This is a genomic window from Sphingobium sp. SG1, from assembly GCF_057063145.1.
Genome location: NZ_JBVVOJ010000003.1, coordinates 192,328 through 219,111, shown reverse-complemented (window position 1 = coordinate 219,111; position 26,784 = coordinate 192,328). Strand labels below are relative to the sequence as shown.

At 62.4% G+C, this 26,784-nt stretch carries 20 protein-coding genes; 12 read left to right on the top strand and 8 right to left on the bottom strand.

Annotated elements, in window-relative coordinates:
- Window positions 1-282: 282 nt before the first annotated feature.
- The 9 genes from AC0KVN_RS08970 (at window position 283) to AC0KVN_RS08930 (ending at window position 12,999) form a co-directional block, all read left to right on the top strand.
- Window positions 283-2,118 carry an AAA family ATPase gene (locus AC0KVN_RS08970; protein ID WP_278395420.1) on the top strand — a complete coding sequence of 612 codons (1,836 nt, stop codon included), beginning with the start codon at window positions 283-285 and terminating at the stop codon, window positions 2,116-2,118.
- Window positions 2,115-3,002 carry a sensor histidine kinase gene (locus AC0KVN_RS08965; protein ID WP_278395422.1) on the top strand — a complete coding sequence of 296 codons (888 nt, stop codon included), beginning with the start codon at window positions 2,115-2,117 and terminating at the stop codon, window positions 3,000-3,002. The genes AC0KVN_RS08970 and AC0KVN_RS08965 overlap by 4 nt, the downstream gene beginning before the upstream one ends.
- Window positions 2,999-4,423 (top strand): phosphotransferase, encoded by a 1,425-nt coding sequence (locus AC0KVN_RS08960; RefSeq protein WP_278395423.1) that lies wholly within the window; start codon window positions 2,999-3,001, stop codon window positions 4,421-4,423. The genes AC0KVN_RS08965 and AC0KVN_RS08960 overlap by 4 nt, the downstream gene beginning before the upstream one ends.
- A 199-nt stretch (window positions 4,424-4,622) precedes the next feature.
- Window positions 4,623-5,255, top strand: coding sequence for a tyrosine-type recombinase/integrase (locus AC0KVN_RS08955; protein WP_312251016.1), 633 nt, complete (start codon window positions 4,623-4,625; stop codon window positions 5,253-5,255).
- Between the two features lie 438 nt (window positions 5,256-5,693).
- Window positions 5,694-6,512, top strand: coding sequence for an efflux RND transporter periplasmic adaptor subunit (locus AC0KVN_RS08950; protein ID WP_483656076.1), 819 nt, complete (start codon window positions 5,694-5,696; stop codon window positions 6,510-6,512).
- A complete protein-coding gene (locus AC0KVN_RS08945) occupies window positions 6,512-9,616 on the top strand; it encodes an efflux RND transporter permease subunit (RefSeq protein WP_278395033.1) in 3,105 nt (1,034 codons plus the stop codon). Before AC0KVN_RS08950 ends, AC0KVN_RS08945 begins: the two co-directional genes overlap by 1 nt.
- Window positions 9,613-10,992 carry an efflux transporter outer membrane subunit gene (locus AC0KVN_RS08940; protein ID WP_278395031.1) on the top strand — a complete coding sequence of 460 codons (1,380 nt, stop codon included), beginning with the start codon at window positions 9,613-9,615 and terminating at the stop codon, window positions 10,990-10,992. Before AC0KVN_RS08945 ends, AC0KVN_RS08940 begins: the two co-directional genes overlap by 4 nt.
- Window positions 10,993-10,996: 4 nt before the next feature.
- Entirely contained in the window at window positions 10,997-11,674 is a 678-nt protein-coding gene (locus AC0KVN_RS08935) for a response regulator transcription factor (protein ID WP_483656075.1), read from the top strand.
- Window positions 11,671-12,999 carry a sensor histidine kinase gene (locus AC0KVN_RS08930; RefSeq protein WP_278395029.1) on the top strand — a complete coding sequence of 443 codons (1,329 nt, stop codon included), beginning with the start codon at window positions 11,671-11,673 and terminating at the stop codon, window positions 12,997-12,999. Before AC0KVN_RS08935 ends, AC0KVN_RS08930 begins: the two co-directional genes overlap by 4 nt.
- Window positions 13,000-13,204: 205 nt before the next feature.
- Here the strand turns inward: AC0KVN_RS08930 and AC0KVN_RS08925 are convergent, their stop codons facing one another.
- The 8 genes from AC0KVN_RS08925 to AC0KVN_RS08890 all read right to left on the bottom strand — a co-directional run bounded on the left by AC0KVN_RS08925 (window position 13,205) and on the right by AC0KVN_RS08890 (window position 22,451).
- Complete coding sequence (locus tag AC0KVN_RS08925; protein WP_483656074.1) at window positions 13,205-14,410, bottom strand: GIY-YIG nuclease family protein; 1,206 nt, start codon at window positions 14,408-14,410, stop codon at window positions 13,205-13,207.
- Window positions 14,403-16,490 (bottom strand): DEAD/DEAH box helicase, encoded by a 2,088-nt coding sequence (locus AC0KVN_RS08920; RefSeq protein ID WP_483656073.1) that lies wholly within the window; start codon window positions 16,488-16,490, stop codon window positions 14,403-14,405. The genes AC0KVN_RS08925 and AC0KVN_RS08920 overlap by 8 nt, the downstream gene beginning before the upstream one ends.
- On the bottom strand, window positions 16,487-16,810 hold the full coding sequence (locus AC0KVN_RS08915) for a type II toxin-antitoxin system YafQ family toxin (RefSeq protein ID WP_483656072.1): 324 nt from the start codon (window positions 16,808-16,810) through the stop codon (window positions 16,487-16,489). Before AC0KVN_RS08915 ends, AC0KVN_RS08920 begins: the two co-directional genes overlap by 4 nt.
- Complete coding sequence (locus AC0KVN_RS08910; protein ID WP_278395022.1) at window positions 16,794-17,078, bottom strand: type II toxin-antitoxin system RelB/DinJ family antitoxin; 285 nt, start codon at window positions 17,076-17,078, stop codon at window positions 16,794-16,796. Before AC0KVN_RS08910 ends, AC0KVN_RS08915 begins: the two co-directional genes overlap by 17 nt.
- A gap of 70 nt (window positions 17,079-17,148) precedes the next feature.
- A complete protein-coding gene (locus tag AC0KVN_RS08905) occupies window positions 17,149-20,046 on the bottom strand; it encodes a class I SAM-dependent DNA methyltransferase (RefSeq protein WP_483656071.1) in 2,898 nt (965 codons plus the stop codon).
- 62 nt (window positions 20,047-20,108) lie between these two features.
- Window positions 20,109-21,131, bottom strand: a complete 1,023-nt coding sequence (locus AC0KVN_RS08900) for a hypothetical protein (RefSeq protein WP_278395019.1) — start codon at window positions 21,129-21,131, stop codon at window positions 20,109-20,111.
- Window positions 21,095-21,754 carry a hypothetical protein gene (locus AC0KVN_RS08895; protein ID WP_278395018.1) on the bottom strand — a complete coding sequence of 220 codons (660 nt, stop codon included), beginning with the start codon at window positions 21,752-21,754 and terminating at the stop codon, window positions 21,095-21,097. The genes AC0KVN_RS08900 and AC0KVN_RS08895 overlap by 37 nt, the downstream gene beginning before the upstream one ends.
- A gap of 46 nt (window positions 21,755-21,800) precedes the next feature.
- Complete coding sequence (locus AC0KVN_RS08890) at window positions 21,801-22,451, bottom strand: hypothetical protein (protein ID WP_278395016.1); 651 nt, start codon at window positions 22,449-22,451, stop codon at window positions 21,801-21,803.
- Between the two features lie 663 nt (window positions 22,452-23,114).
- Between AC0KVN_RS08890 and AC0KVN_RS08885 the strand changes: the two genes are divergently transcribed.
- The 3 genes from AC0KVN_RS08885 to AC0KVN_RS08875 are packed head-to-tail and all read left to right on the top strand — an operon-like array spanning window position 23,115 to window position 26,104.
- Window positions 23,115-24,575 carry a hypothetical protein gene (locus AC0KVN_RS08885; protein WP_278395014.1) on the top strand — a complete coding sequence of 487 codons (1,461 nt, stop codon included), beginning with the start codon at window positions 23,115-23,117 and terminating at the stop codon, window positions 24,573-24,575.
- A gap of 9 nt (window positions 24,576-24,584) precedes the next feature.
- The gene (locus AC0KVN_RS08880) at window positions 24,585-25,361 is read left to right on the top strand and encodes a hypothetical protein (protein ID WP_278395012.1); all 777 of its coding nucleotides are present in this window, start codon (window positions 24,585-24,587) and stop codon (window positions 25,359-25,361) included.
- The gene (locus AC0KVN_RS08875) at window positions 25,358-26,104 is read left to right on the top strand and encodes a hypothetical protein (protein ID WP_278395010.1); all 747 of its coding nucleotides are present in this window, start codon (window positions 25,358-25,360) and stop codon (window positions 26,102-26,104) included. Before AC0KVN_RS08880 ends, AC0KVN_RS08875 begins: the two co-directional genes overlap by 4 nt.
- The last annotated feature ends 680 nt before the right edge of the window (window positions 26,105-26,784 follow it).

The window sequence follows — 26,784 nt, the reverse complement described above, 5'->3', positions numbered from 1 at the left end:
TTTGTCGGGAGCTGACTTCGGCGTTTTCCCTGCCAGCATCGCATAGCGACAGAAACTGGCCCGATAGCGGAATGGCAGCTCTCGGGCCGTTGGCGCCGGAACGAACTGGAACGTTTGCTGGCGGAGACAGGGTTGTGTGGTGCATCTCCCTCTTGCGACGAGACACTATCTCAGTAGGTTCACACGTCAGCGCAAAGTTGGGGTAAGAGCAGACCGCCCGCACGTCGGACCGTCAGATTGGCGGTCATCGACTTGTGAGGGCACTTGGTCGATGGGGGCAAGATGATCATTGAGCGGATTCAGATTGAGGAGGGATTCCTCAACGGCTTTGACGTTTGGCCACGGCCCGGCCTGAACGTCGTCATCGGCGCGCGCGGCACCGGCAAGACCACCCTGATCGAACTGATCCGGTTTTGCCTAGGCGTTGAAGGGTACACGCCGGAAACGACGAAGCGCAGCCGCGAGCATGCGCTGTCGGTGCTGGGGTCGGGACAAGTCACGCTGACCCTGAACGAAGACGGCCGCCGGATCACCGTGTCGCGGTCAGCCAACGATCCTGCCCCGCGCGCATCGGGGCCATTCCTGGCACCGATCGTGCTGTCGCAGACGGAGATCGAGACCGTCGGCCTCCAGTCGGGTGGACGTCTGCGGCTGCTGGATGGCTTCATCGGCGATCAGCGCTCGGCCCTGTCTACGGAGACCGACGCCGTCGCCTCCGTTCGCTCACTGACGTCCGAAGCGAACACCATCCGCGCGGACATTGAGCAGCTGGACCAGCAGCTGGCGGAGATGCCGTCCATCCTGGAGCAGATCAATCAGGTGGCACCGCAGGAGGAGCAGCTCGCGGCACTGTCGGCTGACACGAGCGCGAAGAGCGCCCAGCTGGCCGTGCTCAGCAACACCATCGCCTTGAAGGGCGTCGCGACTGAAGCGATCCAGAGGTTCGGCAACGAAGTCGCGCGTTGGCGCTCGTCGATCGGCGGCAGCGGCGAGATGTCCTATGAGGGATGGCCCGCCAACGCCGGCGGCGATCCACTTGGAGAGCTGCGCACGCGAGTTGGCAAAGCCCATGACCATCTTCGTTACGCCCTGCAGGAACTGAGTGCCGTCGAGGCGGAAACCGTCACGCTAGGCAGCCACGTCGCGCTAGAGAAGATGGGCTTTGAGGATCAGGCGCGGAATCTGCGCCGCGAGATCGAAGCGCTTCAAACTGGTGCTGGAGAAATCGTTCGTCGCGGCCAGTTGCTACGGGAGCGCAAGGCGCATCTGGAATCGCTGATGGCCGTCAGGCAGTCGCGAATCGCCAGCATCCTGGCCGTTATCGCGCGCCGCAATCAGGCGCTGGATTCGCTGGAAGCCATGCGATCTGCGCGGTTCGAGGCACGCCGGGAGGCTGCCGCGCGCCTCAACCACGTGCTCGGCCCACGCATTCGAATCGGTGTGATGCGCGGCGGCCAATCGGAGGCGTTTGCCAGTGCCCTTACCGAAGCCCTACGTGGCAGCGGCCTGCGCTACAATGATCTGGTTGCCGCGCTGGCACCGCGGATCAGCCCTCGTGAGCTGCTCGAGGCTGTCGACAATGATGATTTCGAACTGATCGCAACTCGGGGTTCAATGACTATCGACCGGGCGGCCAAGGTGGTCGTAGCGCTGAAGGATGCGGACCTCGGCGGGATCGCGACCGTGCCGGTCGACGATTACGTCACCTTTTCGCTGATGGATGGGCCGGATTACAAGGATATCGCCGAGCTTTCGACCGGCCAGCGCTGCACCGTTATCCTTCCGCTGGTGCTGCGCCACATGGAGCGGCTGCTGATCGTGGACCAGCCCGAGGACCACATCGATAACGCCTTCATCGCCGAAACGCTGATCAAGTCGATCTTGGCGCGTCCGGCGAATGGCCAGCTGCTCTTCTCCACGCACAATGCCAACATCCCGGTCCTGGGTGCAGCCGACTTCGTCGTTCAGCTCGGCTCCGATGGTCGTCGCGGCTTCCCCATCGCCTATGGCGCGTTGGCTGACGCCCCGGTCGTGCATGCGATCACCTCGGTCATGGAGGGCGGTGCGGCCGCCTTCCGGCAGCGCGCCCACTTCTACGGAACGCAAGGTCTGGCATGACCCGAGAAGAAGCGCTGGACAATTTGAAGGCATCGTCCGCGCATGTGCGCGGTCAGGCTGCGCGCATTCTTGGTGATGTCGGGCGTCGGAGCGATCTCCCCCGCCTCCATAAGGCACAGCGTGAAGAGACGGTCACCTACGTCAATTATGCCCTACAGGAGACGATCCGGCGGCTGGCACATGAACAAGCGCCAGAACCATCGACGGATGAAGCCAATGTCGTGTCGGACGATGTGCGTAAGCAGATCTACGGCAAGGCAATGGAGTGGATCACCGGATTCCTTCTCCACGAGATCTCGTCGCCTATCGGGCTGGTCCGGCTGGCGGCCAAGCGTGAGCTTGGCGAGTCCTGGGATGGTTCTGGCACACAGCGGCATCTGGAGTCGGTCGCGCGGGTCTTCGACGCGATCGAGCGGCTGAAGAATGCCGCGAGCGTGCCGCGCCCCCAAGAGTTCGACCTGTCGGCGCTCGTGGATGAACTGCTAGATGTCTATAGCCCCGAGGTCCGGGAATGGATCTCCACGATCGGTTCGCGCCCGTTCCTCATCAAGAGCGATCCGTCGCTCGTCCGGATGGTGGTGGTGAACGGCATCCGCAACGCGGTCGAGGCCCAGCAGACGGCATCAGTCCGACCGAACCCCCATGATGTGACCATCAGCTGGGGCGACACCGACGTCGACTATTGGCTAGCGGTGGTCGACCACGGGGGCGGCATCAACGGCCCGATTGAGACTGCCTTCGAGATCGGCAACTCGACGAAGAAGGATCACATCGGCTTCGGCTTGGCCATCGCCCGACAAGCAGTGGAAACCATGATCGGCTCGCTCACCCTGGAACCGGCGAAGCACGGCGGCGCCCTCTACACCGCGCGGTGGCGCAAGTGACGGCGCACATTCTGGTCGTCGAGGACGACGACGACTATATCGCAGAGCTTCAGCGGATCATCGGCGAATCCGGCGGCCCGACGATCCCGACGTTCGTGACCAATCGCGATGATGCGGTGGCACAGCTGAAAACCGGGTTCTTTGATTTCGCGATCCTGGACCTGAAAATCCCTACTGCCGAGGGCACGACCGATCTCGATCCCGAGCATGGCAAGTATGTGTTCCATCACGTCCGCAAGGTGTCGCCGGGCACGAAGATCCTGGTGCTCACCGGGTCGCCGTCAGAGGATTTCATCGCGCCGCTGATGGAACAGAAGCACGATGCGGATATCTGGAGCGAGGGTGACAAGGTCCACACGGTCGAGTTCTTGAAGAAGATCCAGATCGATCAGGCACCAGAGAAAATCAGCAAGGTCGTCGCCGCGATCCGTGCCTTGTCCGACGTAGAGCTTCAGTTCAACGGCCTGAACCTGAGCATGCCTGAAGACCGCTTGGTTCGGATCTTCGCCAAGCACTTCAACGCCCGCCGTTGCGCTGTGTACCCGATCGGAGCGGGAAAATCGGGCGCACGTACATTGCGGCTTCAAATGTTCGATCGGACGGGCGCGTTGATCCGGGAGGTCGTCGCAAAGCTGGGCGAACTGCCGAAGATGATCGACGAGGAGAAGCGGCACGACGCGCACATCGTGCTGCTCGACGGAGGGGCGACCCCTCGCAAGATGAAGCTGTTGGAGTTCGGTGCAGGCGCGACAGCGGGCATCTTCTACCAACTGGCAAGCGGTCATGACGCATCAATGTTTGTGACCATGGCCACCGAAGACGCGTTGGCGGCGAAAGCGGTCACGGCCACGGCGGAGGCTCTTGCCGGCTGGTCGAAGGGGCGAAACGAAGAGCCGCAGACGATCGCCTCGATCCGTCGGTCATGGTTGTCGGATGAATGGGCCGCGAAGCTTCACGCGGACTATGGGCTCACCTGGGCCGCAGAGTTCGAGAGCCGCGAAATCCAGACGCGGTGGTGCTGTGTGCATGGCGACCTGCACGGCGAGAACATCCTCGTTGCGCCGGACGGTAAGGTGCTGGTTATCGACTATGGCGACGTCGGTCCCGGGTCTGCCGCCTACGATCCGGTGTCGCTGGAACTGAGCGCAGTCCTCCAAGACAACCCTACGCTGGGCGCTGCCTGGCCCACGGCCGATGCCTGTCGCAAATGGCATGACCTTGATGCTTATCTCGTCGATTGCCCTATGCCGGAGTTCATCCGGGCCTGCAGGACGTGGTCGGACAGCCTTACTACGGGCCGGCGCGAACTGGCCGCATGCGCGTACTGCTATCTGCTGCGCCAGTTGAAGTATGACGACACCGACAAGGACAGGATTCTGGCCCTGCTCGACGGGGTACAGGCTTGCTGGGCTGCGACCTGATGGTCCGCTTCGTCCAGCGCAATCGACCGCTTTCGACAGAACCGGACGTTTATCGATCAGGCGCGAACGTCTGGGTCTGGTCGCGACCTGCCAGCAGCGAATGCCGCATCGTGGTCGGCACAAGCCCCAAGCCATTCTCACCCCCGTCCTCGCCGGCAAGCGTTCTACAGATGGCCAATGTGGCCATAGGAGAATGATCATGGAGATGCCTGAAACTGAATTCGTCCCCACCAAACGCCCGGTCTGGAATGCCGGAAGGGCCGTGGGCGCAAAACGGGCTCTGAAACCTAAGCAGATCTGGGAAATCCGGTTCTACCTCAATCAACGCCGCCGCCTGCGGGATCGGGCGCTGTTCGATCTGGCGATCGACAGCAAGCTTCGGGGCTGCGACCTGGTGCAGATGAAGATAGGCGACCTTGTCAGCGGCGGGCAAATCCGAACGCGGGCAATCGTCATGCAGCAGAAAACGAGCCGACCTGTTCAGTTTGAACTGCTGCCAGATGCTCGAGCGAGCTTGCTGGCGTGGCTCGAACGCAGAGGTGGTACGGTGGACGATTATGTGTTCCCAAGCCGGGTCGATCATAATGGGCACCTGAGCACCCGCCAGTATGCTCGGCTTGTCGACGAATGGGTGACAGGGGTCGGTTTGATACGAAGCGAGTATGGCACCCATTCGCTTCGGCGGACGAAGGCATCGATAATCTATAGGGCGACCGGCAACCTGCGTGCCGTCCAAATCCTTCTCGGTCACAGCAAGATCAAGAATACGGTGCGGTATCTCGGGATCGACGTGGAGGACGCGCTTGCCCTTGCCGAAAACACCGAGATTTGAACCCTTGGCGCCCGTTTCCCGTGTGGAGCTGGACACGGGCGCTTGGGACATTCGTGTCATTCCAAATCGACATGTTGAATGACTGGGGCCGCCAATACCGGACAATAAGCTTCGACCGGGGATCTGCCAAAAATCCGAAGCTTCGAACCCGACCCCAAAACCTCCTAGGCAGGGCAACTCCAAGACTTCAGCGGATCGCGCTGCAACATTGGGATATTGTATAGCTTTGCCAACATCGACCCAATGCGAGCGCGCTATGCGGCGAGAATGCCAAACCGCTCAGCCCTTGTCGCGCTCGTTCCCGCCATACTCGTGACCGCCTGCGGGAGCGAGCACGCTGCGCCTGCCAAGCCCCCGGTCCACAGCGAGGCTATCGCTCACGAGACCGAACTCGTCCGACTGAAGCTGACGCCGGAAGCGCAAAAGCGACTTGGGCTTGTGACCGAACGGATAGGGACGGGCACCGCATCGGCCATGCGCATGACGAGCGGCGAGATCGTCATCCCGGCCGGAGCTGGAGGCGCACCGATCAACTCTGCTAACAATCTTCAACAGCTTGGCTTGCAGCAGGTTGCAGCCGATGGGGAACTCGCGCGGGCGCGGGCGCAGCTCGCCTTGGCGCGCGTCGCCTTTGATCGTGCCTCGGCTTTGGTTGACGAGGAAGCGGGTAGCATCCGCGCCCGTGATGAGGCGACGGCAGCCCTCGGTGCGGCAAGGGCTGCCGCCGATGCGGCTGCGGCCCAGCGCCGCCTGCTCGGGCCAGCGGTGGCGAGCCTTAGCAACCAGCGCTACGTATGGGTGCGTGTCCCGGTGTTCGGGAGCGATCTTGCGGGGCTGCAACAAGGACAGTCGGCGCTGATCTCCCCTCTTGGACAGGACAGCGCGAAACGATCGGCGCGGCCCGTCGAGGCGCCGCCATCGGCCAACGCGGTGGCGGGGACGGTCGATCTCTACTTCGCGCTCGACAATCGCGACCGGGCTTACCGGGTGGGCCAACGCGTCAGCGTCGCCCTGCTGCTCGCCGGTGGACAGCGCGAAGGGCTGTCAGTGCCGCCCTCCGCGATCCTGCGCGACATCTATGGCGGCGAATGGGTCTATGCCAGGACCGAGACCGACACCTATGTGCGCCAGCGGATCGAGGTAGCAGCAACCGAAGGCGGCCGCGCCATCCTGTCGCGTGGCCTGCGTCCCGGCACGCTGGTGGTCACGGCAGGCGCTGCCGAACTGTTCGGCACAGAATTCGGGGTCGCACACTGATGTTGGCCTGGCTGGTTCGCTCCGCGCTCAGGCAGCGCGTCCTGGTGCTTGCGATGGCGGGGCTGCTGGTGGTGCTCGGCCTGCGCGCGTCTGCCGATGTGCCGCTTGATGTATTCCCCGAGTTCGCTCCACCGATCGTCGAAATCCAGACCGAAGCGCCGGGCTTGTCGACCGAGGAGGTCGAAAGCCTGATCACGGTGCCGATCGAAACAGCCGTCAACGGCGTGCCCGATCTTGCAACCCTGCGCTCGAAGTCGGTGCTGGGCCTCTCCTCGGTTACGATCCTGTTCGAGCGCGGCACCGATGTGATTCGCGCCCGCCAGCTGGTGCAGGAGCGCGTGGCGCAGGTGCAGGCGCGTCTGCCTGCCGCTGCCCGCCCGCCGGTGATGCTGCCGCCGCTGTCGTCCACGAGCCGGGCGATGAAGATCGGCATCTCCTCCAAAAAGCTCGATCAGATGCAGCTCTCCGAGCTGGTGCGCTGGACGATCCGACCCAAGCTGATGTCGGTGCCCGGTGTCGCCAATGTCGCCGTCTGGGGCTACCGCGACCGGCAGTTGCAGGTGCTGCCCGATCCCGACCGGCTGCAAACCTCCGGCGTCACGCTTGCTGAACTGCGCGCTGCAACCGGCGATGCAGTGCTGGTCGGCGGCGGCGGTTTTGTCGATACGCCCAACCAGCGGTTGCCCGTGCAGCAGGCAGGCGCAATTCAGACCGCCGAGGACCTCTCCCGAACGGTCATCAAGATTGCTGGCGATGCGCCGGTGCGGGTGGGCGATGTCGCGCGGGTGACCGATGGCTTTGCCGCGCCCATCGGCAACGCAATCATCGACGACGGACCGGGCATCATGCTGATCGTCGAGAAACAGCCCACCGGAAACACGCTCCAGCTGACCCGCGATGTCGAGGCGGCAGTCGACGAGCTCCGCCCCGGCCTCAAGGATGTGAAGATCGACACCACGATCTTCCGTCCGGCGACCTTTATCGAGAAGTCGATCAGCAATCTCACCCGCGCGCTGATGATCGGGTGCCTGCTGGTCGCGATCGTGCTGTTCGCCTTCACCCGCGACTGGCGGCAGGCGACGATCAGCCTCGTGGCGATCCCGCTGTCGCTGCTGGCGGCGGGCCTCGTGCTGCTGTGGAGCGGGGCGACGATCAACACGATGGTGATCGCCGGGCTGGTGATCGCGCTGGGCGAAGTGGTCGATGATGCGATCATCGATGTCGAGAACATTGCGCGTCGTCTCCGCCTGAACCGCGAGGCGGGCAATCCGCGCTCGGCCTTTGCCGTGGTGCTTTCTGCCTCGCTTGAGGTGCGCACGGCGGTGGTATTTGCCTCGCTGATCGTGATGCTGGTGTTCCTGCCGATCTTCTTCCTCGGCGGGGTGGCGGGGACGTTCTTCCGGCCATTGGCGATTGCCTATGTGTTGGCCATTGCCGCCTCGCTGCTGGTCGCACTGGTGGTAACGCCTGCGATGTGCCTCATGCTGCTGCCCAACGCACCGATGAAGGAGCATCGCGACACGCGCTTCGTTGCCTCTCTAAAGCAGCGCTATCTCGGCATCTTGCCCCGGCTGATCGACCGGCCTCGGCTTGCCATGGGCATCGTCGCAGGTGGCTTGCTGCTTTCCGGCGTAGGCTATCTGGGCTTCAAGGACCAGTTCCTGCCCGATTTCCGCGAGACCGACTTCCTGATGCACTTCGTCGAGAAGCCGGGGGTCGGCATCGATGCGATGGATCGCATCACCATCCGTGCCTCGAAGGAGCTACGGGCCATCCCCGGCGTGCGCAACTTCGGTGCGCATATCGGCCGTGCCGAGGCTGCCGACGAAGTGGTCGGCCCGAACTTCACCGAGCTGTGGATCAGCCTCGATGACGAGGCTGACTACGACGCCAGCGTCGCCCGGATCAAGGAGGTGGTTGAAGGCTATCCCGGCCTCTATCGCGACGTGCTCACCTATCTTCGCGAACGCATCAAGGAGGTGCTCTCGGGCGCAGGCGCGACCGTGGTGGTGCGGATCTACGGCCCCGATCAGGACGAGCTGCGCGCCGCAGCGGAGCGGGTTCGCGGCAAGGTCGCCAGCATTCCCGGTGTGACCGATCTCAAGGTCGAACAGCAGGTTCTCGTGCCGCAAATCCAGATCCGCCCGCGCGCAGCCGATCTGGTCACGTTGGGCCTGACGCCGGGCGAAGTGCGGCGGCAGGCACAAACCCTCGTGGCGGGCGAAAAGCTGGGCGAAATCTATCGTGACCAGAAGGCCTTCGATGTCGCCTTGTGGGGAGATCCTGCCATTCGCGGTGATCAGCACGCGCTTGCCGACCTGATGATCCAGACCCCGGTTGGCGCGCCAGTGCGCCTGCGCGACGTGGCCGATGTGGTGATCGTGCCCGCGCCCAACGAGATCAAGCGCGAGGATGGCCAGCGCCGTCTCGACGTTACGCTCAACATCGCCAGTGATGCCGATCTGGGGGCCGTGGCGCGCGGGGTCGAGGCGGCGGTGAGCGAGGTACCCTTCGCCACCGGCTACCACCCAGAGATTCTCGGCGAATATGCAGCGCTGAAGGAATCGCGGTCGCGGCTGTGGACGGTCGGCCTTGCCTGCCTGTTCGGCATTCTGCTGCTGGTCTGGCTGGAGTTCCGCTCGGCACGGATTACCGCGCTGGTCGGTCTCAGCCTGCCGTTCGCGCTCGTGGGCGGGGTCATCGGGGTCGCGCTCACCGGCGGGGTTCTGTCGCTGGGATCGCTGGTTGGATTTGTCACCGTGATCGGGATTTCGGCGCGCAACGGGATCATGCTGCTCTCGCATTATGATCATTTGCGCCGGTTCGAGGGCGAGGAGTTCGGCCCGGCCCTGATCCTTCGCGGCGCGCAGGAGCGTCTGGTGCCGATCCTGATGACCGCACTGTGCGCAGGGCTTGCGCTGGTGCCGCTGGTGATCGCGGACGATAAGCCAGGTCACGAGATCGAGCATCCGATGGCGATCGTCATCCTCGGCGGCCTGATCTCGTCGACCGCGCTCAACCTGTTCCTGATGCCAGCGCTCTATGCCCGCTTCGGCAAGGATCGCCCGGCACCCGAGCCGGACCTTGCGGAGGCGGTGGCATGAAGCGGTTTGTTCCCCTCGCTGCCCTAATGGTGACCGCTTGCGCGACCACGTCCCAGCCTGCGGCAACTAAGATCGATCCCACGATTGCTGCCGGATCGTTCGCGAGCCTGCCGGTCGCCTCGATCGAGCCTGTGCCCGATGATTGGTGGCGGCTTTATGATGACCCTGTGCTTGACCGCTTGGTCGAAGCCAGCATTGGGGCCAACGCTGATCTCAGGATCGCGTATGCCAATCTTGACGGCGCGCGCGCGGCGCTGCGTCAGGCGCAAGCCGTCCGGCTGCCTCAGACCACGATCGAGAGCAGTCTCGGCATCGACAATCCTGCCAATCAGCCAAGCGCCTCAGGCAATGTACCGACGACGGACTATGACCTGGGAGTAACCGCAAGCTGGGATGCGGACCTATTCGGTCGGCTTCGCTCAGGTGCGCTCGCTGCCCGCGCCGATGCAGAAGCCCAGGCCGCTGCGCTCGATGGCATCAAGGTCGCAGTCGTCGCCGATACCGTTCTGGCCTATGTCGATCTGTGCGGCGCAACTCGCAGCCTTGCCGTCGTGCAAGAACAGGTCGCGCTTCAGGACCGCGCGCTGACAATCACCCGTAGTCAGCTGGCGGCAGGCGAGGTCTCACCGCTGGAAGTCTCGCAGGCAGCCAACCTTGTCGCCGCGACCAAAGCGGCCATTGCACCGCTGGAAGCAGCGCAGGCCAATGCACGCTACCGCCTGGCCACGCTTGCAGGTCGTCCGGCGGGAGAGGCGCGCACCAAACCCGTGACTTGCACCGCGCCGCCGAAATTGCGCACTGCGGCTCCGGTTGGTGATGGCATGGCCTTGCTGCTGCGCCGTCCAGACATCCGTGAAGCCGAGCGCCGCCTTGCCGCCGCTACCGCGCGGATCGGTGTTGCGCGCGCCGATCTCTATCCCCGCATCAACCTTGGCGGGGCACTGGGCCTGTTGAGCGGGGGGCTGGTTGCAACGGGTTCGCCGCTGGTGAGCTGGGCTTTCCCCAATCAGGCTCCGGCCCGCGCGCGCATTGAACAGGCTGAGGCGGCCGAGCGCGCAGCGCTTGCCGGATGGGATGTCGCAGTCCTCCGCGCGTTGCGCGATGTGGAGACGGCGCTGGCGGCCTATGATGGCGAAGTTCGCCGCAATCGGGCACTGACCGAGGCCCAAGACGAGGGGCGCCTCTACGCCCGCCGCGCCGAGGCGCGCGTCCGGCTTGGCGATGCGGCACCGCTCCTGCGGATCGACGCCGACCGCACGCTGGCGCAGGCCGAACTTTCGCTCGCGCAGTCCGAACTCGCCGTAGCGCAGGCGCAAGTGGCGCTGTTCCGTGCACTTGGCGGTGGCTGGCGCAGCAGTGCCAAGCCGCTAGAATGACTCCATGAGAATCCTGATCGTCGAGGACGATGCCGATACGAACCAGTTCATTGCCCGCGGCTTGGCCGAGCTGGGCCATCAGGTCGTGACCAGCGGCGACGGCCGCGACGGGCTGTTCCATGCAACCGATGGCGGCTTTGATGCCATGGTGGTCGACCGGATGCTGCCGGGGCTGGATGGCCTCGCTTTGGTCAAGGCCCTGCGCGCTGCCGGAAACATGACGCCGGTGCTGATGCTCACCGCTATCAGTGGGATTGCCGACCGCGTCGAAGGGCTCGAAGGCGGGGCGGATGATTATCTGGTGAAACCCTTCGCCTTTACCGAGCTGGCGGCCCGCCTTCATGCGCTGGGGCGTCGGCCTTCAGCCGCGGCGGAGCCGGCGCGGCTGACGGCGGGCGACATCGTGCTCGATCTGCACCGCCGCACCGTCACGCGCGCAGGCCGCAAGATTGCGCTCCAACCCCGCGAGTTCACCCTGCTGGCCGAACTGATGCGCAACCCGGGCCGCATCATGACCCGCACCATGCTGCTAGAGAGGGTGTGGGATTTCGACTTCGACCCCAAGACCAATATCGTCGAGACCCATCTCAGCCGGTTGCGCTCCAAGCTAAATGCCGGTTTCGAGAGCGACCCGATCGAGACCGTGCGCGGTGCGGGCTATCTCATCAGGGAAGGCGGATGAAGCGCTGGTGGCGTGGCACTTTTGGTCTGGTGGCAGCCGTCGCACTCGGATTTGCGCTGGCGACGCTAGTCATCGGCGTGGTCGCGTTCGAATCGACACATGAAGCGCTGGAATTACAGCTCGACCACCGGATCGCCATCGAAACGCAGGCGCTGATCGATGAAGGGCAGGACGGGTATGAGGGGGTCGCAGCCGCGATCCGGCGACGCGAGGCGGCGAGCAGCACAGCGAGCCTCGGCTATCGACTGGTCGATGCTTCGAACACACCCATGGCTGGAACACTCGATGCGATGGTCCCATCCAAACCCGGTTATGTCGAACTCCTACCATACAAAGCGCATGGCGATGAACGGATCGCCCAATCGCTGACCACATTGCTTCCCGGAGGCTACCGGCTACTGGTCGCCGCAGATCGCGCAGCCATCGACGAGATGGACAACCGCTTCATCCTGCTTTTCCTAGGGGCTTTTGGCGCGATGTTGTTGCTCGGTATCGGTGCGGCGTGGCTGGTCGCTGTTGTTACCCGACGGCGCTTGGCGCGGATCGACCATACTGCCGCCGCTATCATCGCTGGCGATCTGTCTCGGCGAGTGCCCCTGACCGGCACTGGTGACGAGTTCGACGGGGTGGCAACAACGCTCAACCTAATGCTCGACCGGATCGCGGGGCTGATGGAGAATCTGCGTCAGATATCGAGCGACGTCGCCCACGATCTGCGCACTCCTCTCACGCGGCTCCAAAACCGGCTCGACGAGGCACTGCGCGAGCGCGATGAAACTCTGCAGCGCGACGCGATCGAGGCCGCCGCGGCAGAAGCGGGCGAATTGCTGGAGGTCTTCGCTGCATTGCTGCGGATTGCAGAGGTTGAAGGCATGGCCGCCCGTGCGCACTTCCAGACGGTCAATCTCAGCGCGGTGGTGGCCGACGTGGCTGAGGCGTTCCAACCTTCAATGGAGAGCAGCGGCCACCTGCTTGTCACTAGGGTTGCCTCGGGCGTGACAATGCCCGGAGACCGCCGCCTGCTTCAACAGATGCTCACCAATCTCCTCGACAACGCCGTTCAGCACACACCCCAAGGAACTACTGTGTGCATTGACCTCGATCATGCCGGTGACCGTATACGCCTAAGCATAACCGACGATGGTCCTGGCGTGGGGGAGGCTGAAGCTCCCGAGCTGTTCAACCGGTTCATGCGTGTCGACCGCAGCCGGTCAACACCAGGGCATGGGCTTGGGCTTGCGATGGTAGCGGCCATCGTTGCGGCGCATTCCGGCAAGGCCGCCATCGCCTCCCGCCCGGGCTTCGGCGTCCACATAACGGTTTAATCAAAGCTGCGTGCACCAGCGCGAAGGACGGGCAGCCCGGTTACGCCGCACTGCCGGGTGGCAAAGCCGCTTGGCGGCTTTCGGCAGAAGCTGGCGTTCGCTCTCCTGAGCTGGAATGACTGGGTCTGGTCGCGAGTCGACTTTGCGCAAACGGCAGCTAACCCCACGGCTCGTCTCCGAACCTGACATTCGCCTACCGGCCAGTTCAAGCCGCTTCCGGTATCAGCGCAACGGCGTGCGGATCATAGGTCATCCCGGCCAGCGATCCGTCGCCGATGCGGTCGACGATCTCGTCGATGATGTGCAACGGGACCAGGAACCATTCGCGCGGGCGCACGGGCTTGCCGAAACGGTCCGGGATTTCCGCATCGAAACGCACGCTGTCCAAGACGCGATGAATGAGGGCTTCCAACCTCGGGCGGTTGATGTCGAATAGCTTGTAGGTTGCCACCACGTCGACATCGGCAAGCAGATAGGTGGCATCATCGGCGGCTCCGGAAATGCGCGTTTCGACCGAACCGCCAGTGATGCCGATTTTGTGGATCAGATCGCGATGGGCCGCGATGGTCGGATGGGTCGAGCGACTGCGCAGGACGTAGAGCGTGCCCGACGGCAGATGTTCAGGCTCTTCGGTGGCTACAGGGGCATCCGCAAAGAGCGGACCCGACAACGGGTTCGAAACGCGACGCGCGCCTTTGTCCCGATACAGGGCCTTCTGGAAGGACCTGGCCAGCACATTGCTTTCGGTTTCGTTGTCATAAATCACGCGCAGGCGGCGATCGGTGCGACCGTAATCAGTAGTGAACTCCCCATCATCGGAGGCGATATGCGCCAATTGCCCGCTGACGATGAAAAATTCGCCCGGCTTGATTTCCGCGAGGGTCAGTTCCGTCCGCATGGTGCGGGTTTCGCGCACGCCCTTGTCCAGATCGCGTTTCACCGAAGTGAATAGCGGGCGGAACTGGTCGAAATCGACACAGGGCGTGTGTTCGGCAATTTCCTCCGCCGCCTTGCGATCGGCGTTCGATCGCACGTTGCGCAGCCGAGTGATGTCGTCGGCAGCTTCGGCGTCGATGCCCAGTTCCGCCAGCAGGGCGCTGTCATCAAGCTCATCGACCAGCGCGGCGGCGATGTCGGCACCGTCGAGCAGGCCATGCACGTCCATGTCAGCCAGCAGATCGTGGCATTCCGGCAGCGCACGCAGCCGATCGAGCCGGACGGCGTACAGCCGTTCGAAAATATCGCGATCCTCGCCGTGCTGAGGCGCGCGACCATGCTCGTCGCGGAATTTCAGGATATCCTCGAAGCCGGCGATGATCCGCTCCTCGCGCGGGGTGTTGGTGCGAAACTTCTTGGGCGTCAGGTCGACGCCCAGTTCGGCGAGGATGTCGTCGTCGGTCATGTCAGACATTGGCGGCCGCCCCCGCTGTAGCTTGCGCCTTGGCGCGGAAGCGGGCGAAGGCGGCAACGCCCTCTGCCAGCAACTTCTCGAACGGGTCGCTGGATGTGATTGACGGGGCTCTCCCGCGCTCTCGCTTCCATGTAACCGCCTTAATCGCGTAAGCGCGGGCGTCGTCTTCAGTCATCGTGTTCTTCCGGGCGGAGATTGCCGCCTGCACCTGCCGCAACGTCCCCTCGTTCATCGCCTTGGCCAGAATCGCATAGGCCGCGTCGAACGGGTTGATCCGGTCGATCAGGTCGATGTCGAGTTCGCGCACGTTCATGAACTTGCGCACCCCATCGACGAAGGAAGTGTTGGCTTTCAGTTCTCCGCCTTCATCCTCGGTCGCGGTTTCGGTGACGATCTTCGCCGCCTGCTGCGTGATGTTCAAGGCGGCGATAGCGTGCTGACGGATCGCTTCCTGATCGGTTTCGCTGAAATCGGGATAGCGTTCGCGGATGATCTTGCCCATACGGACCTGGGTCAGTTCCTCCGGCACGACTTCCGGGTCGAACAGGCCGCGCTCTATCGCCTGCTTGTCCTGAATGAAGCTGGTGATGACCTCATTGATGTCCTGCTCGCAGACCCGCCGCGCTTCCGGGGTGGTCGGCTGCACCAAATCCTTCAATTCGAAGTGAAACTGCCCGCGTTCCTCATGGAAGCCGACATTGGTGCGGCCTTCGACATAGCCGTCAGGACCATAATCGAAACCTTCCTTCGGCCCGGCATCCTTGGGCGTGAATTCGAAGCGCGGCGCCAGAACCTGCTCCATCAAGAGGCTGGCGGCGATAGCTTTCAGCGTGTCGTTGACCGCTTCGGTCACGACGTCATCGGCGGCGGCGGGCTCAGCGATAAGGTTAGTGAAGCGGGCCACCGCCTTGCCTGGAGCGTCGCGGGTGGCGCGGCCGATGATCTGGATGATTTCGGTCAGGCTGGAGCGATATCCGACGGTCAGCGCATGTTCGCACCAGATCCAGTCGAAACCTTCCTTCGCCATGCCGAGCGCGATGATGACATCGACGTGGGCGCGGTTCGCCCGCGCCTCCGGGCTTTTCAATGCTGCCGAAACGCGGTCGCGTTTGGCGGGATCATCATCGACCAGATCGGCGACCTTGATCGTCGTGCCCGCCGCCGTTTCGATCAGGTGGAAGCCGGTGGCCGGATCGGTGCCCTTCCAGGCGCCGAGGTGATCCATGATCTCCTCGACCTCGCGATGCTTGTCTTTGGTGCTTTCCCGGCTGTTCACGCTGGGAATGTGGACAATGGTCTTCACCGCCGGATCGAGCAGGTCGTTGATCTTGTCGACATAGCGCCCGGTGTAGAAGCTGTAGGCGATATCCAGCGTCTTGAGCCACTGATAGCCGTTCAGCTGCTCATAATAGGTGTAGGTGACGGTGGTGAACTTCGCCTCATCCTCCGGCGTCAGCACGGCCACGGAATCGCCGCGGAAATAGCTGCCGGTCATGGCAACCAGATGCACCTTATCGCGTCCGATCAACTGGCCAAGTTGCGCGCCGAGCCGATTATCCGGGTTGGCCGAGACGTGGTGAAATTCGTCGACGGCGATCAGCCGGTCGTCGAACGCCTCGATGCCCAGTTCGTCGATGGCGAAGCGGAAGGTGGCATGGGTGCAGACCAGCACCTTGTCGTCACTGGCGAGGAATTCGCCAACCGCCTTCACCTTGGACTTGGCGACCTTCACATCGTCCGCGCCCGGCGTATTGCACAGATTCCAGTGCGGCTTGACCGTCCAGTCGGCCCAGAATCCGTGCTTGCTGAGGGGTTCATCGGCGAAGCTGCCGCCGATCGACCGCTCCGGGACGACGATGATCGCCTGCTTCACCCCCTGGTTCGCCAGCTTGTCGAGCGCGATGAACATCAGCGCGCGCGATTTGCCCGACGCCGGGGGCGACTTGATCAGCAGATATTGTTCGCCGCGATGGGCATAGGCGCGCGCCTGCATCGGCCGCATGCCCAGTTCGTTGGCGCTGGAGGAAGCCCCGGTCTGCGCGGTGACAAGACGGACGGCGGGGATGGTGTTGGAGGTCATTCCTTGAAAAGCTCGCTATGGGTTCCGGCGCGGACGAAATTGACCATGCCGCTTTTGCCGATCGTGTCGTCGATCTGGTAGATCAGGAGGAAGTCGCCGCCAATATGGCATTCCCGAAACCCCGCCCAATCGCCTTTGAGCTGGTGGTCCCGCCATTCCGGGCCGAGCGGGGCGTCGTTGGCGACCAGCATCAGCATGACCGACTTCAACAGCCGCATATCATAGCGGCCGGATCGATCCAGCCGCTCCCAATCCTTGGTGAAGGATTTCATATAGTTGCAGGCGCGCGGATGCCGCGCGCGCTTATTTCCCGCGCTCAAGGCTGGCGATCATGTCTTCGACGCTGCCGAAGCGCGGCTGGGCGCGCCCGGCCTTCATGTCTTCCATGAACTGGCGGGCTTCTTCCATCGCCGCCCGCGTCTCCGCATTGGGCACCTTCAGTTCCAGCGGAAAGGCCTGTTCGGCGACGATGCGGTGGAACAGCATGCGCACGGCGTCGGATGCGCTGAGGCCCATCGCCGCCAGCGCATCGGTGGCCTTTGACTTCAGTTCATCGTCTAGACGGACATGGAGCATGGACGTTGCCATCACCGAATCTCCTGTATCTCAATTGCGATACATAATGTATCAACGAGGGCGATTCAAGCGGCCTCCAAGATCAGGCTGCTTTCTTGCCTTTCTTCGACGCCTTGCCCTTGGGGACGGCGTTGGCGGTCATCTTGGTGTAGAGGTCGAACAGCTTTTCCAGCCGTTCGGTGTCGTTGCGGAACCGTCGGCCGATATAGATGCGCTCCAGCACCTCGTCATTTTCCTCATGCGCGCGGCGCAGATCGTTCGGCATAGCTTCGGGATCGTAGAGATCGGCGATGGTTGCGGGGAAATGGGCCTCACGGGCAAGCAAGATGTTCTCCGCTGTCCGGGTGAGATCGGCCTTGTCCTGCGCAGTGAGGCGCGGGACGGGGAAGGTGTTCCAGCCGAGAGTGTTGGAGTAACGGAAGTCGGTCTTCATCTTGCCGCAGATTGTTCCAACCCAGACAAGATGAAGGCGGGATGCGATCAGCGCCATATTCCAGAGCGGTGCATCATAGAGTGCAAGGGCAAGGTTGGATACGCGGACGTCAGGCCCGAGCAGGCCACAAGGAAGATACGGTCGGCGCTCGGACGAAACGCTCGGCACGATTATGGTTTGGGTCGCACCAATGATGGTGCGTTCGAACTTATAAGGCGTGTTGATACCAGCTTGGCCGCGCTCGCTACCGTTGAGACGATACTCTCGAACACGGGCCAAGCGTTCCGCGATCGGAGGAATAGATTGCGCCAGTTCGGCCTGATCGTCCCCGATCCAGAGACAGAAGCGGCGCAGGCCATTGATGAACTCGGCCGATCCTAAAAGCGGCCGAATTAGGGGGCGGGCTTCTGGAAATCCGGCCAATAGGGCTTCGGCGGCATCGGCTTCCAACAGCAGATTACCCTGATCCCGAGGAATGTTGCCGCCAAACATAATCGCTGTTTCGCCGATCGGCGCGCTTGCCTTCTTGACAATGACATTGGCGCCAGGCGTCAGATAGGCGTTAATGTGTGAAACCGCCGTGCGCGTAGCGCCGGAAATTATGTATCGATCACCCGCTCGATTACGCCCGACACCAACAATCACGCACGTCACCTGCGCATTTTTCGCGGCGTTGTTCCCCCATAAGAAACTTTCGTGCGCAAAAGTGATCATCTGCCCCTTTTCAAAAATAGGTGGCCACACGAGCGGCACCTGGACACCTTGGCAGATCGAGTTCGTCGACACGAAGGCGAAGCTGCCGCCTACACGGATGTAGTCGGAGGCCTTCCAAAACCAGCCCGCAATATAATCGATGGATTTGATGTCCTGACGTGGGGGAAGCAACGCCTTGAGCTCGCGCTTCTGCTCGGCGGTCTGAACCTTGTCGCCAATGTAAGGGGGGTTCCCACAGATATACGTCTCGGCCTCTACGCCATCCTCTATACCATTGGCCTCCAACGCCAGCCGCCCGGTCGCTCCGCCCAGATCCTGTTCCGCGCCGCTCGCTGCCCGAGTGGGCGGGCACACCTCCAGCCAATCCAGCCGCAGGGCATTGCCAACCGTGATCTGCCCAGTCTTGTGCAGCGGCAGCACCATCGCGCGGGCTTCCTGCTGGCTGAGGTATAGACAATCCGCCTGAAACTCAGCGATTAGCAGCGCCAAGCGGGCGATCTCGGCAGCGAAGCCCTTGATCTCGATGCCGTAGAAATTGGAAAGCGGGATGACGCTGCGGCGGTCGTCCAGCTTCAGATTGGCTTCGCCGCCCAGCCGCGCGACGATCTTCGCCTCGATCGCGCGCATCTCCTTATACGCGATGACAAGGAAATTGCCGCTGCCGCAGGCCGGATCGAATACGCGGATATGGGCCAGCCGCTTGCGCAGATTGCGCAGTTTCTGCTTGCTGTCGCCCGCCGCTTCCAGCTGTTCGCGCAGGTCGTCGAGAAACAGCGGGTTCAGCACCTTCAGGATATTGGGCACGCTGGTATAGTGCATGCCCAGTTCCCCGCGCTCGCCGTCGTCGGCGACCGCCTGGATCATCGATCCGAAAATGTCCGGGTTGATCTCCTTCCAGTCCAGTTCGCCCGCGCGCAACAGATAGGCGCGCGCCGTGCGGCTAAAGCGGGGGCATTCGGTCGCGCCGGTGAACAGGCCGCCATTCACATAGGGAAAGACGTCGGCATAGGGGCGGATACCGGCAGCGCGGCGATGGCGTTCGTCCAGTTGCCCTTCGTAGCGGGTGTCGGTGTCCATCGACAGGAACAGATGTTGCAGCACCTCATGGGTGTTACCCCATTGATTCTCGCCGGTGCCGTGCCCGGCTTGGGACATTTTTGCGACGGTGGCGGTGAACAGCCCTTCGCCATGGAAGATGCCGGTATCCTCGGCGAAAAAGCAGAAGATCAGGCGGGCCATGAACTGGTTCAGCTCATGCCGCCGCTCCTCGGTCGCCCAGTCCGGGTTGTCCTTCAGCAGTTCGACGTACAGCTTGTTAAGCCGCCCTGTCGCCTTGACGTCGATGGGGTTGTTCTTGATTTCCTTGACGGTGGAGATGCCCGCCAGCGGCAGGAAGGTTGCGAAATGGCGCGGCAGATCGGCGTAGGAGCAGGCAATCACGTCGCCGCCGACCAAATCCTCCGCCTCCACCGTCTCGCCGTCGGTGGCGAGGATGAACTTGGCCTTGGCGCTGCTAGTCTTGGGACTGGCGCGCAGGGCAGCCAGCGTGGAGCCGACCTCTCCGGTGGGGGCGATGCCGATATGGATATTGTTGCGCTGGAGGACGCCGCTGATATCTGATTGGTTGGTGCCGTTCTTCGTAGCGCGCAGGCGGTCGACCGTCGCCTTTTTGGCGCCGAACGCGGTGATGAACTGGAACGGGAATTCGGCGGCGTCGAACGGCTGGGAAACCAGGTCGGATACGGCTTCTTCAATCTCTACGGCGTTCATTGGGCGCAAAATTTTCCAGCAATCAGTCCGCATAGGCGGAGTTAAATCGAATCCCCCGGACAATAGGGACTGTCCGGGGGAGTGTCACGCGGTCAGGCGGCGCGCCGTTCCAGCATAGCCTTTGATCAGGCCGATATTTGCACTTCGGACCTGAAGTGGGGCGCCAGATGGGCGACCTTGGCGCTTTCCGCAGCGAAGGCGGCATCAAGCTCCGCTTCGCCGAACCTGACCCAATCGGCCGCGTAGGGACGATGGGCGCAATTGTGTGCAATGAAGTGCGTCAGGCGGCGCACGGCCTCCAGCCGGGACATGGTTTCACCCGACAGATGGCGCCACAGCATCAGGATGAGCGCGGTGGTCATGACATCCCCTTCGACGACGCTACGAACGCCCGACCATTTGCCCTGGCCCATCAGCTGGCTGACAAGGTCCGGCCGACAGGTCAGCTTGGCCGGAATGTTCAGCGCAGCGGCCACCTCTGCGAGATGGACGGCGTCCGCTCCACCTGTCACTCGGCTCGACAAGTCGATGTGGCCGGAGGCTTCCCGCCGCCAGGGATAGGCAAGGCCGACAAGGTTAGACGGCAAAGGGATGCCGGCTACCATCGCGGCGAGCAGGATCTGAGGAAGATCTGAATGGTGGCCGCCCCAGGTAACAAGCTCGACGGCTTTCAGGCTTTCCATGTCACGGAAGAAGGTGCGGATGATGTCCGCCTCGGTCTGCTCTGGCCTGCTTGCGGTTTCAAGCCGAAGGGGCCTGAGACCATCGACCCCGTCGGACATCACCAGCCAGCTGAGCGCGGTGATCCGCTGGCATGGCCATCGCGGCGTTATCCGCGGATCCTTGGCAGCCTTGCGCGGGGGCATGGGACGGGCGTCAGTGGGATCGAAGCGCTCCGCCGCCTGGTAGCGGGCATGGGCGGCATCGTCATAAATAACTTCCGCGTCCAGGACGACGGTGAACCGGGGGGCGGCGGGCTTGAAGATGCGGGCGGGATCGATATGCATGGGGCATTCTCCAAAGGGACGGGGTATGCGACGGTTGGGGTGAATCCTCCCGGTTCGATGTGGCGCATCGTGCCGGGGGCATTGAAAAAATCGCCGTTTGACGATCAGTCTTGGTCGGAAATCGGCATGGTCGCACGCCATGCCTCCAACGCTTTCACCGCCTGCGCTGCGATGGGATCCACGTCGAAGTCGGCAAACTGCCTCGCCCAGGCCAGCCAGCCAGCGATGGCTTCCTGTTTCAGTTGCGGGACGGCGATGGCGGCATCCGGCAACAGCGACAAGGGCACCGTAGAGTGGCAATCCGCGACCTGCACACCAGCGTCGCAAATGCAGGGAACCGGCAGCGCGCGGGCCTGGCGCAGATACCATGTGTCGGCTGTGGGCAGTTCGCGCCAGCGCCCGGCGGTATCGCCTGCTGCCGCCAACAAGTCGGCATGCCGCTCCGGATCGGCGAGCGCGCCCAGTCGGCGCGCTACGGGCCACCACCTATCCCAACTGATGATGGCCTCAATTTCGCCTATCCGATCATCCAGCCAGTCCAGCAGATCGGTGGCCTTATCGCCCGGTTGAAGATAAGTGGCGTCGGCTTCGATGCTAAAGCCGCCGACGTCATCTGGCTGGACCGATAGCAGGCCGATGCCGGCAACGATCCTGCTGTCTGGACGGTGGAGCATACCGAAGCAGCATCCTGCGGTCCGCAAGCTGATGGCGATGCTATGGGGCGCGAAGCCCCGGTCTTGGATCGAGAGATCGATCAATTCCATGGAATTATCCTTCGATAGGGACGCGCCTGCGGGCGCGGCGGGCGTGTCAGCCAGCGATGGGAGAGAGATTGCGCTCATGCGCGCGGGTGGAGGCGCGATCGGTGTCGCGCAGCCACTGCACCAGATGCCGATGGAGGATGGTCGCCAGTTCACGGCCAAGGCCGCTCTTGCGTTCGATCGCGGCGACCGTCATCCGCCATGTCGCGATCGCGTCGATCTCGGCATCCGCCGCGATCTGGTCGATGTCGCCTTTGACCCAGGCGATGAAGCGCTCGGCCGGATCGGTCGATGCGCAGGCGATCTGGGCCTGAGCGCAGGCCTTATGAAGGGAGATGAAGCGCCTTCTTTCTTCGACCTGAAGGCGGATGATGGGCTGTTTACCCCCACCTGCCAGGCTGCGGAAGCCCGAGGAATAGACTACGTCCGGCAGTTGGCTGAGCAATTCGACGACGCGGCCCGGCCCATACATTGACAGGGTAGCCTGATCGTCGCTGAGGCGATCATCGATCCACGCGAGAAACTCCTGCGCGGGTTGGTTGGGCGGCAGAATGAAGGAGGACAGGTCGAAGCTGACCTGTCCGGCGACGACTGTCACGGTCAGCGCGGCAGCGCCGACCGCAATGTCGCCACTGGCGGTCGGATTACCGGCATTGATGGTGACGGGGGTAAATGCAGTGATGGTATGCGACGGGAGCATGGTCGTCTCCGATGGGCGCACGACCTCACGCCGCCATTAGGACGGTGTGGTGATCATGTGCAGGGCTGGGATGCCGGTGTTGTCGGCGAGTGAATGAAGGCTGGAAGCAGCGCAGGCTTGCGCCCGTTTTTTCCTTCTCCCAATTCCTTCGATACCGCGCTGATCAGCGGCGCCTTTTCTATGCTGCCCAAAAGCAGAGCTGACCGGGCCGTCTTGCGTCGTGCCCGCAGATCGTCGCGGCCATTTTTTGGGGCGCTACAGTGCGGGGACGTCAGCGGTCTGGATCGCTGAGGCCGGGACAAATATAGATGAGGTAATCAAGAGAGGCGGCGCAGCCGCTACACCCGCGATAGCGCTTGGCCGGCGTGCGCCGGACAAAACTCGGCGTCAGCCGATCCATCCCGGAGGGGCGCATACAATTTGACGTCAATGCGTCAAATTGTAGGTATTGCGCCTTACTTTCCGGTGGCGAAGCTGTCGGCGGATAACTTTCGCCGACTAGCCCTCACTGTGTCACCAGCGGCGAAGTATTGCAGCGAATAGCTTCGCATGGCTGCGAGCTCGGTCTTCAGGCGTTGCTCGCCTTTTCCATGCGCTCAAAAAAATTTTTGCGGGATTTCGAGCCATTTCCTAAAAGGGAAGATTTGGCTCTGAGGATTATTCATGGCTCTGTGGGAAGATATATGCAAACTGGGCGAAGCAAGCGGCCGGGTTCGATTGCGCGAGACCATAGAGCAGTTGGAGAGCATCGACGCCGCGATCGCTGCTGGGGTAGCCGACAAGCTCAACGGGGCCAAGGGCGCGGAGTTTGAAGCCCGTTCGAAGAAAGCCAAGGCTGCCCAGCAAACGGGGAAGAACCCGCTCGGCGGGACTGCTTCGTTGGCACAGACAAAGCGCGCTCTGACCAAGTCTCGCAATACGTTGCTCCGCAAACACGGTGCTACGCTTGCAAAGGCGGCCGCGTTGATCGTCCAACTGTCCATTACCGACAGCCAACTCGCCGATGTAGAGCGGGCGCGGGAAGAAACCGAGCAGCCCAAGAAATCAAACCAGAAGTCGGGTAATAAGCAGGAACGCGCTTTTTTGGATGCCCTGCTCGCTGCGGGCTGCACGATGTGGCAGTTGGGCCAGCTCTCGGCCCCCGACCTCGCCTATATGGCTGCGTTCGTTCGTGAGAAAGCTGCTGATCCGCATCATCGGAAGCCGGATGGCATAGCTGCGGCAGCCTATAGAGCGGGATTTCTCGATCTTTCGATTGAAGGAGCCAATGCCGATGAGCAGCTGGCTCTTCTGCTGGCGACCGACTTCGTCACTGATGCTGATCTTCAGGCCAGGAAGAAGCTCGAAGCCGCAATCGGCAGACCGCTGGACATCTCGCCCAGCTTAGCGGGAGCGATCGAGAGAGCGGCTGAAATCTACAGGATTGACGGCGTCTGGCCGGGGGCCGCTCATACGATTGATCATGCGCAGGAGGCGCAGGTCGAGCGCGATGTCAGGACCATCCTGACAATGCTGGGTATCGAAGGCGATGAAGGCCGTGATCGCGCATGGAAGATCGTTGCAGCAACGTCTCCAACGTTTGAACCTGTCGAGGCGACAGATCACCGGACATCGCAGGTCGCTGAGCCGGGCTATATCGAGACAGCGCGTGTGATGCTCGATCACGTCCATGGCGTGGAAATCGACCGTTGGGAACGGCTGATGGAAAATGTCGGCGGCGACATTCTCGATCGCCAAGCCGCGATCACGCGGCTGCGTCCCAGCGCCGAAGGCAGCAGATTGGCTAGAGAGGACTGGGAAGCGGTCGTTCTGGCTCAGGATTGGCGCAACGTTTTGAAGGTCGCGCAGGACAAGGACGTCCAGGAACTGGCGGACCTGCTGCAAGCCCGGTCAGAAGTTCGCTGGTTGGCGTCGATGCGACACATCGACCTGCCTGCCAGCGCGGCGATCGAGCCCCCCTTTCTTAGAGCGGCTCAGCTGCTGTGTCAGCCCGTCGAGGAAATCATCTGGGAATTGTTCGACTCCCCGCCGCAGCCCGAAGCCCACTTGGCACCGCCAGGCACTGAGCCGTCACATCATTTTCACCGGGGCACAAGCGCCCTCAATGACGATTTCGACTACTAGGAGGTTATCATGAAGTCTGAATTCAAGGGCGACATCATTGTCGCTCGTTCACAATCGCTTACCCTGACGGAACGACCGGTTTTGGCAACCAGCATCGCCGTATCGTCTTTGCTGACGAATACGTTGGGCAGCACCATCCTCGTCGTCAGCGGCGAGCGTGGTGGTGCCGGTGTCGATACGCTGGTCGCCTGCGTCGTAGCGCTGTGTGACGCTGGTAGTCATGGTGTTCAGGTGATCGAGCTTGGAACGTCGCGAGGGTACCTTGCAAAATCGCTCGGTCCCGAAGAATATCGGTTCGTCTCCGTGACCAGCACCGATTTCGTCGCCGATCTGATCACCGCTATGGCAGAGGCGCGCGCCGGGGTTCCAATGATCCTCAGCGTCAATGCGGCCGCATTCAAGGATTTCGTGGCGATCGAGAGCGAACTTCTCCCGTGGATCGATCAGGCACCGGAACGCTATTGCCTTTTCATGAAATTGGGACCGCGTGACGACACCAGCCGCGCAGAGGATTATTATCGGCACAAGAGCGGACTGGCACGCGTTATCCGCTGCTTCACCGCCGCGGCTCCGGGCCTGCGTAGTGGTGACGGCGAGCGCCAGTTGCGCCATGATCCAGACCACGGCGTGCTGCAGATCCCACGACTGGCGGAACGTCTCCAGATGGCTTTCTACGATCGCGGTGAGCGGATCAGTGCGGCGATGGCCGAGGCATCCATCGGCGAAGCCGCGCTTTTCGCGCGCGCCATGAAGATGTTGGCGGCTGGCTTGGAGGACGTCCTGTGAGTCAATGGCGCGCGCTCTGGGCGGACCTTTTCGACGATGAGCCGGATCCTGCCGTCGCAGCATCGATGGACGAGATCGAGCGCCATTGTGCGCCGGGCTTCGACGATCCATTTCTCGTCATCGCAATGTACCAGCACCGGCACGGGCAGATCCTTGAACTATCCATCGGGGACTGGCTGGAACAGCATGGTGAGGCCGTCCGCTCCCATTTGCGCGCTGCCCATACTGGTGCCATGAAACTCTACGTTTCCGCCGGCAAGGCTGCGGTTTCGGCGCAGGCACTTGATGCGCTCGGGCATCAGGTGGTCGAGCGCGTCGGCCAGTCGCTTAGGACGCTGGAGCGAGCCGAAAAGCAGCTGCGCAGTGAAGTGACACACCACAGGTCCATTTTGCGGACCATCCAGGAGCATATCTCGTGGACGAGACCCACGCTTCTCGTGCTCCTCGCCGCAGGCCTGCTTGCCAGCGGCATGGTCAACGCCTTTTTGGCCAGGCGCGCCTTTTCCGAGCGGCCTGGCGAATTGCTGTGGTCCCAGCTGTCGGATGCGGAGCGGCACGATCTACCAGCGTTCATCATGTCTGGAGCCTTGTCCGACCTCATGAATTGCAGAGTGGAGGGCTTCAGGGCGAAAGACGGTCGCTGCGTACTGGCCAAGGATCCGGCGGGGAGCGCTGCTGGTTGGGCACTTCCCGACGAGGTGTCGCGGCGTGTTGGGCGGCCGTGGAGCGCAGAGCAGCGATAGATGGGATTTTGCCGCTGTAGCTTGCAAATGTCGCCAGCGGCTGTAGTAAGTGGGGTGACCGAACGACAGTGCCACCACGGTTTTCGGCCATTTCCGGCGGCGCAAAAGTTTGGCTGGGCCTCCTGCCGCCCCAGCCATAATGCATTGAAATAATTTAATTTATTTCGTTTCGTTCGCGATACGTTGCCAATTGCCGTGCCAAATGGCGCAATCTCGCCATTGCTATTTGTCGGTGTTTGAGAGCCGACTTGGCAAATGGGGTATGCGCGGGCGCGCCGCGGACTGCACTGATTGAGGCGTTCTAGCGCTTCATCCGATCTGACAGGATCGTTGAGGATTCCCTTGGGCCTGGAAATCCGATTCAACATGCTAGCTGGACGAGGAGGCCAGCCTGGCATGACAAGGTCGATTTCGGAGGCACTTCGTTTTCGGGTTGTCGCGGCGGTTGATGGCGGGCTGTCGCGGTGCGCGATAGCCGAATGTTTCGGCTGCAAGCGCCGACGCTGGGTTCGAGAATGGCCAGAGACTGGTTCGACGCGGATATGGGCTGACGATCAGCCGAGAAGATGGCTGCGATGGTCGAATTTTGACGGAAACCTGCAAGGCCGTGAAGACAATACGGGCGGGCACTCTCCCGAAGCGGTAATACCTTCTAATCGCAAATCGGACTTTATCGCCCC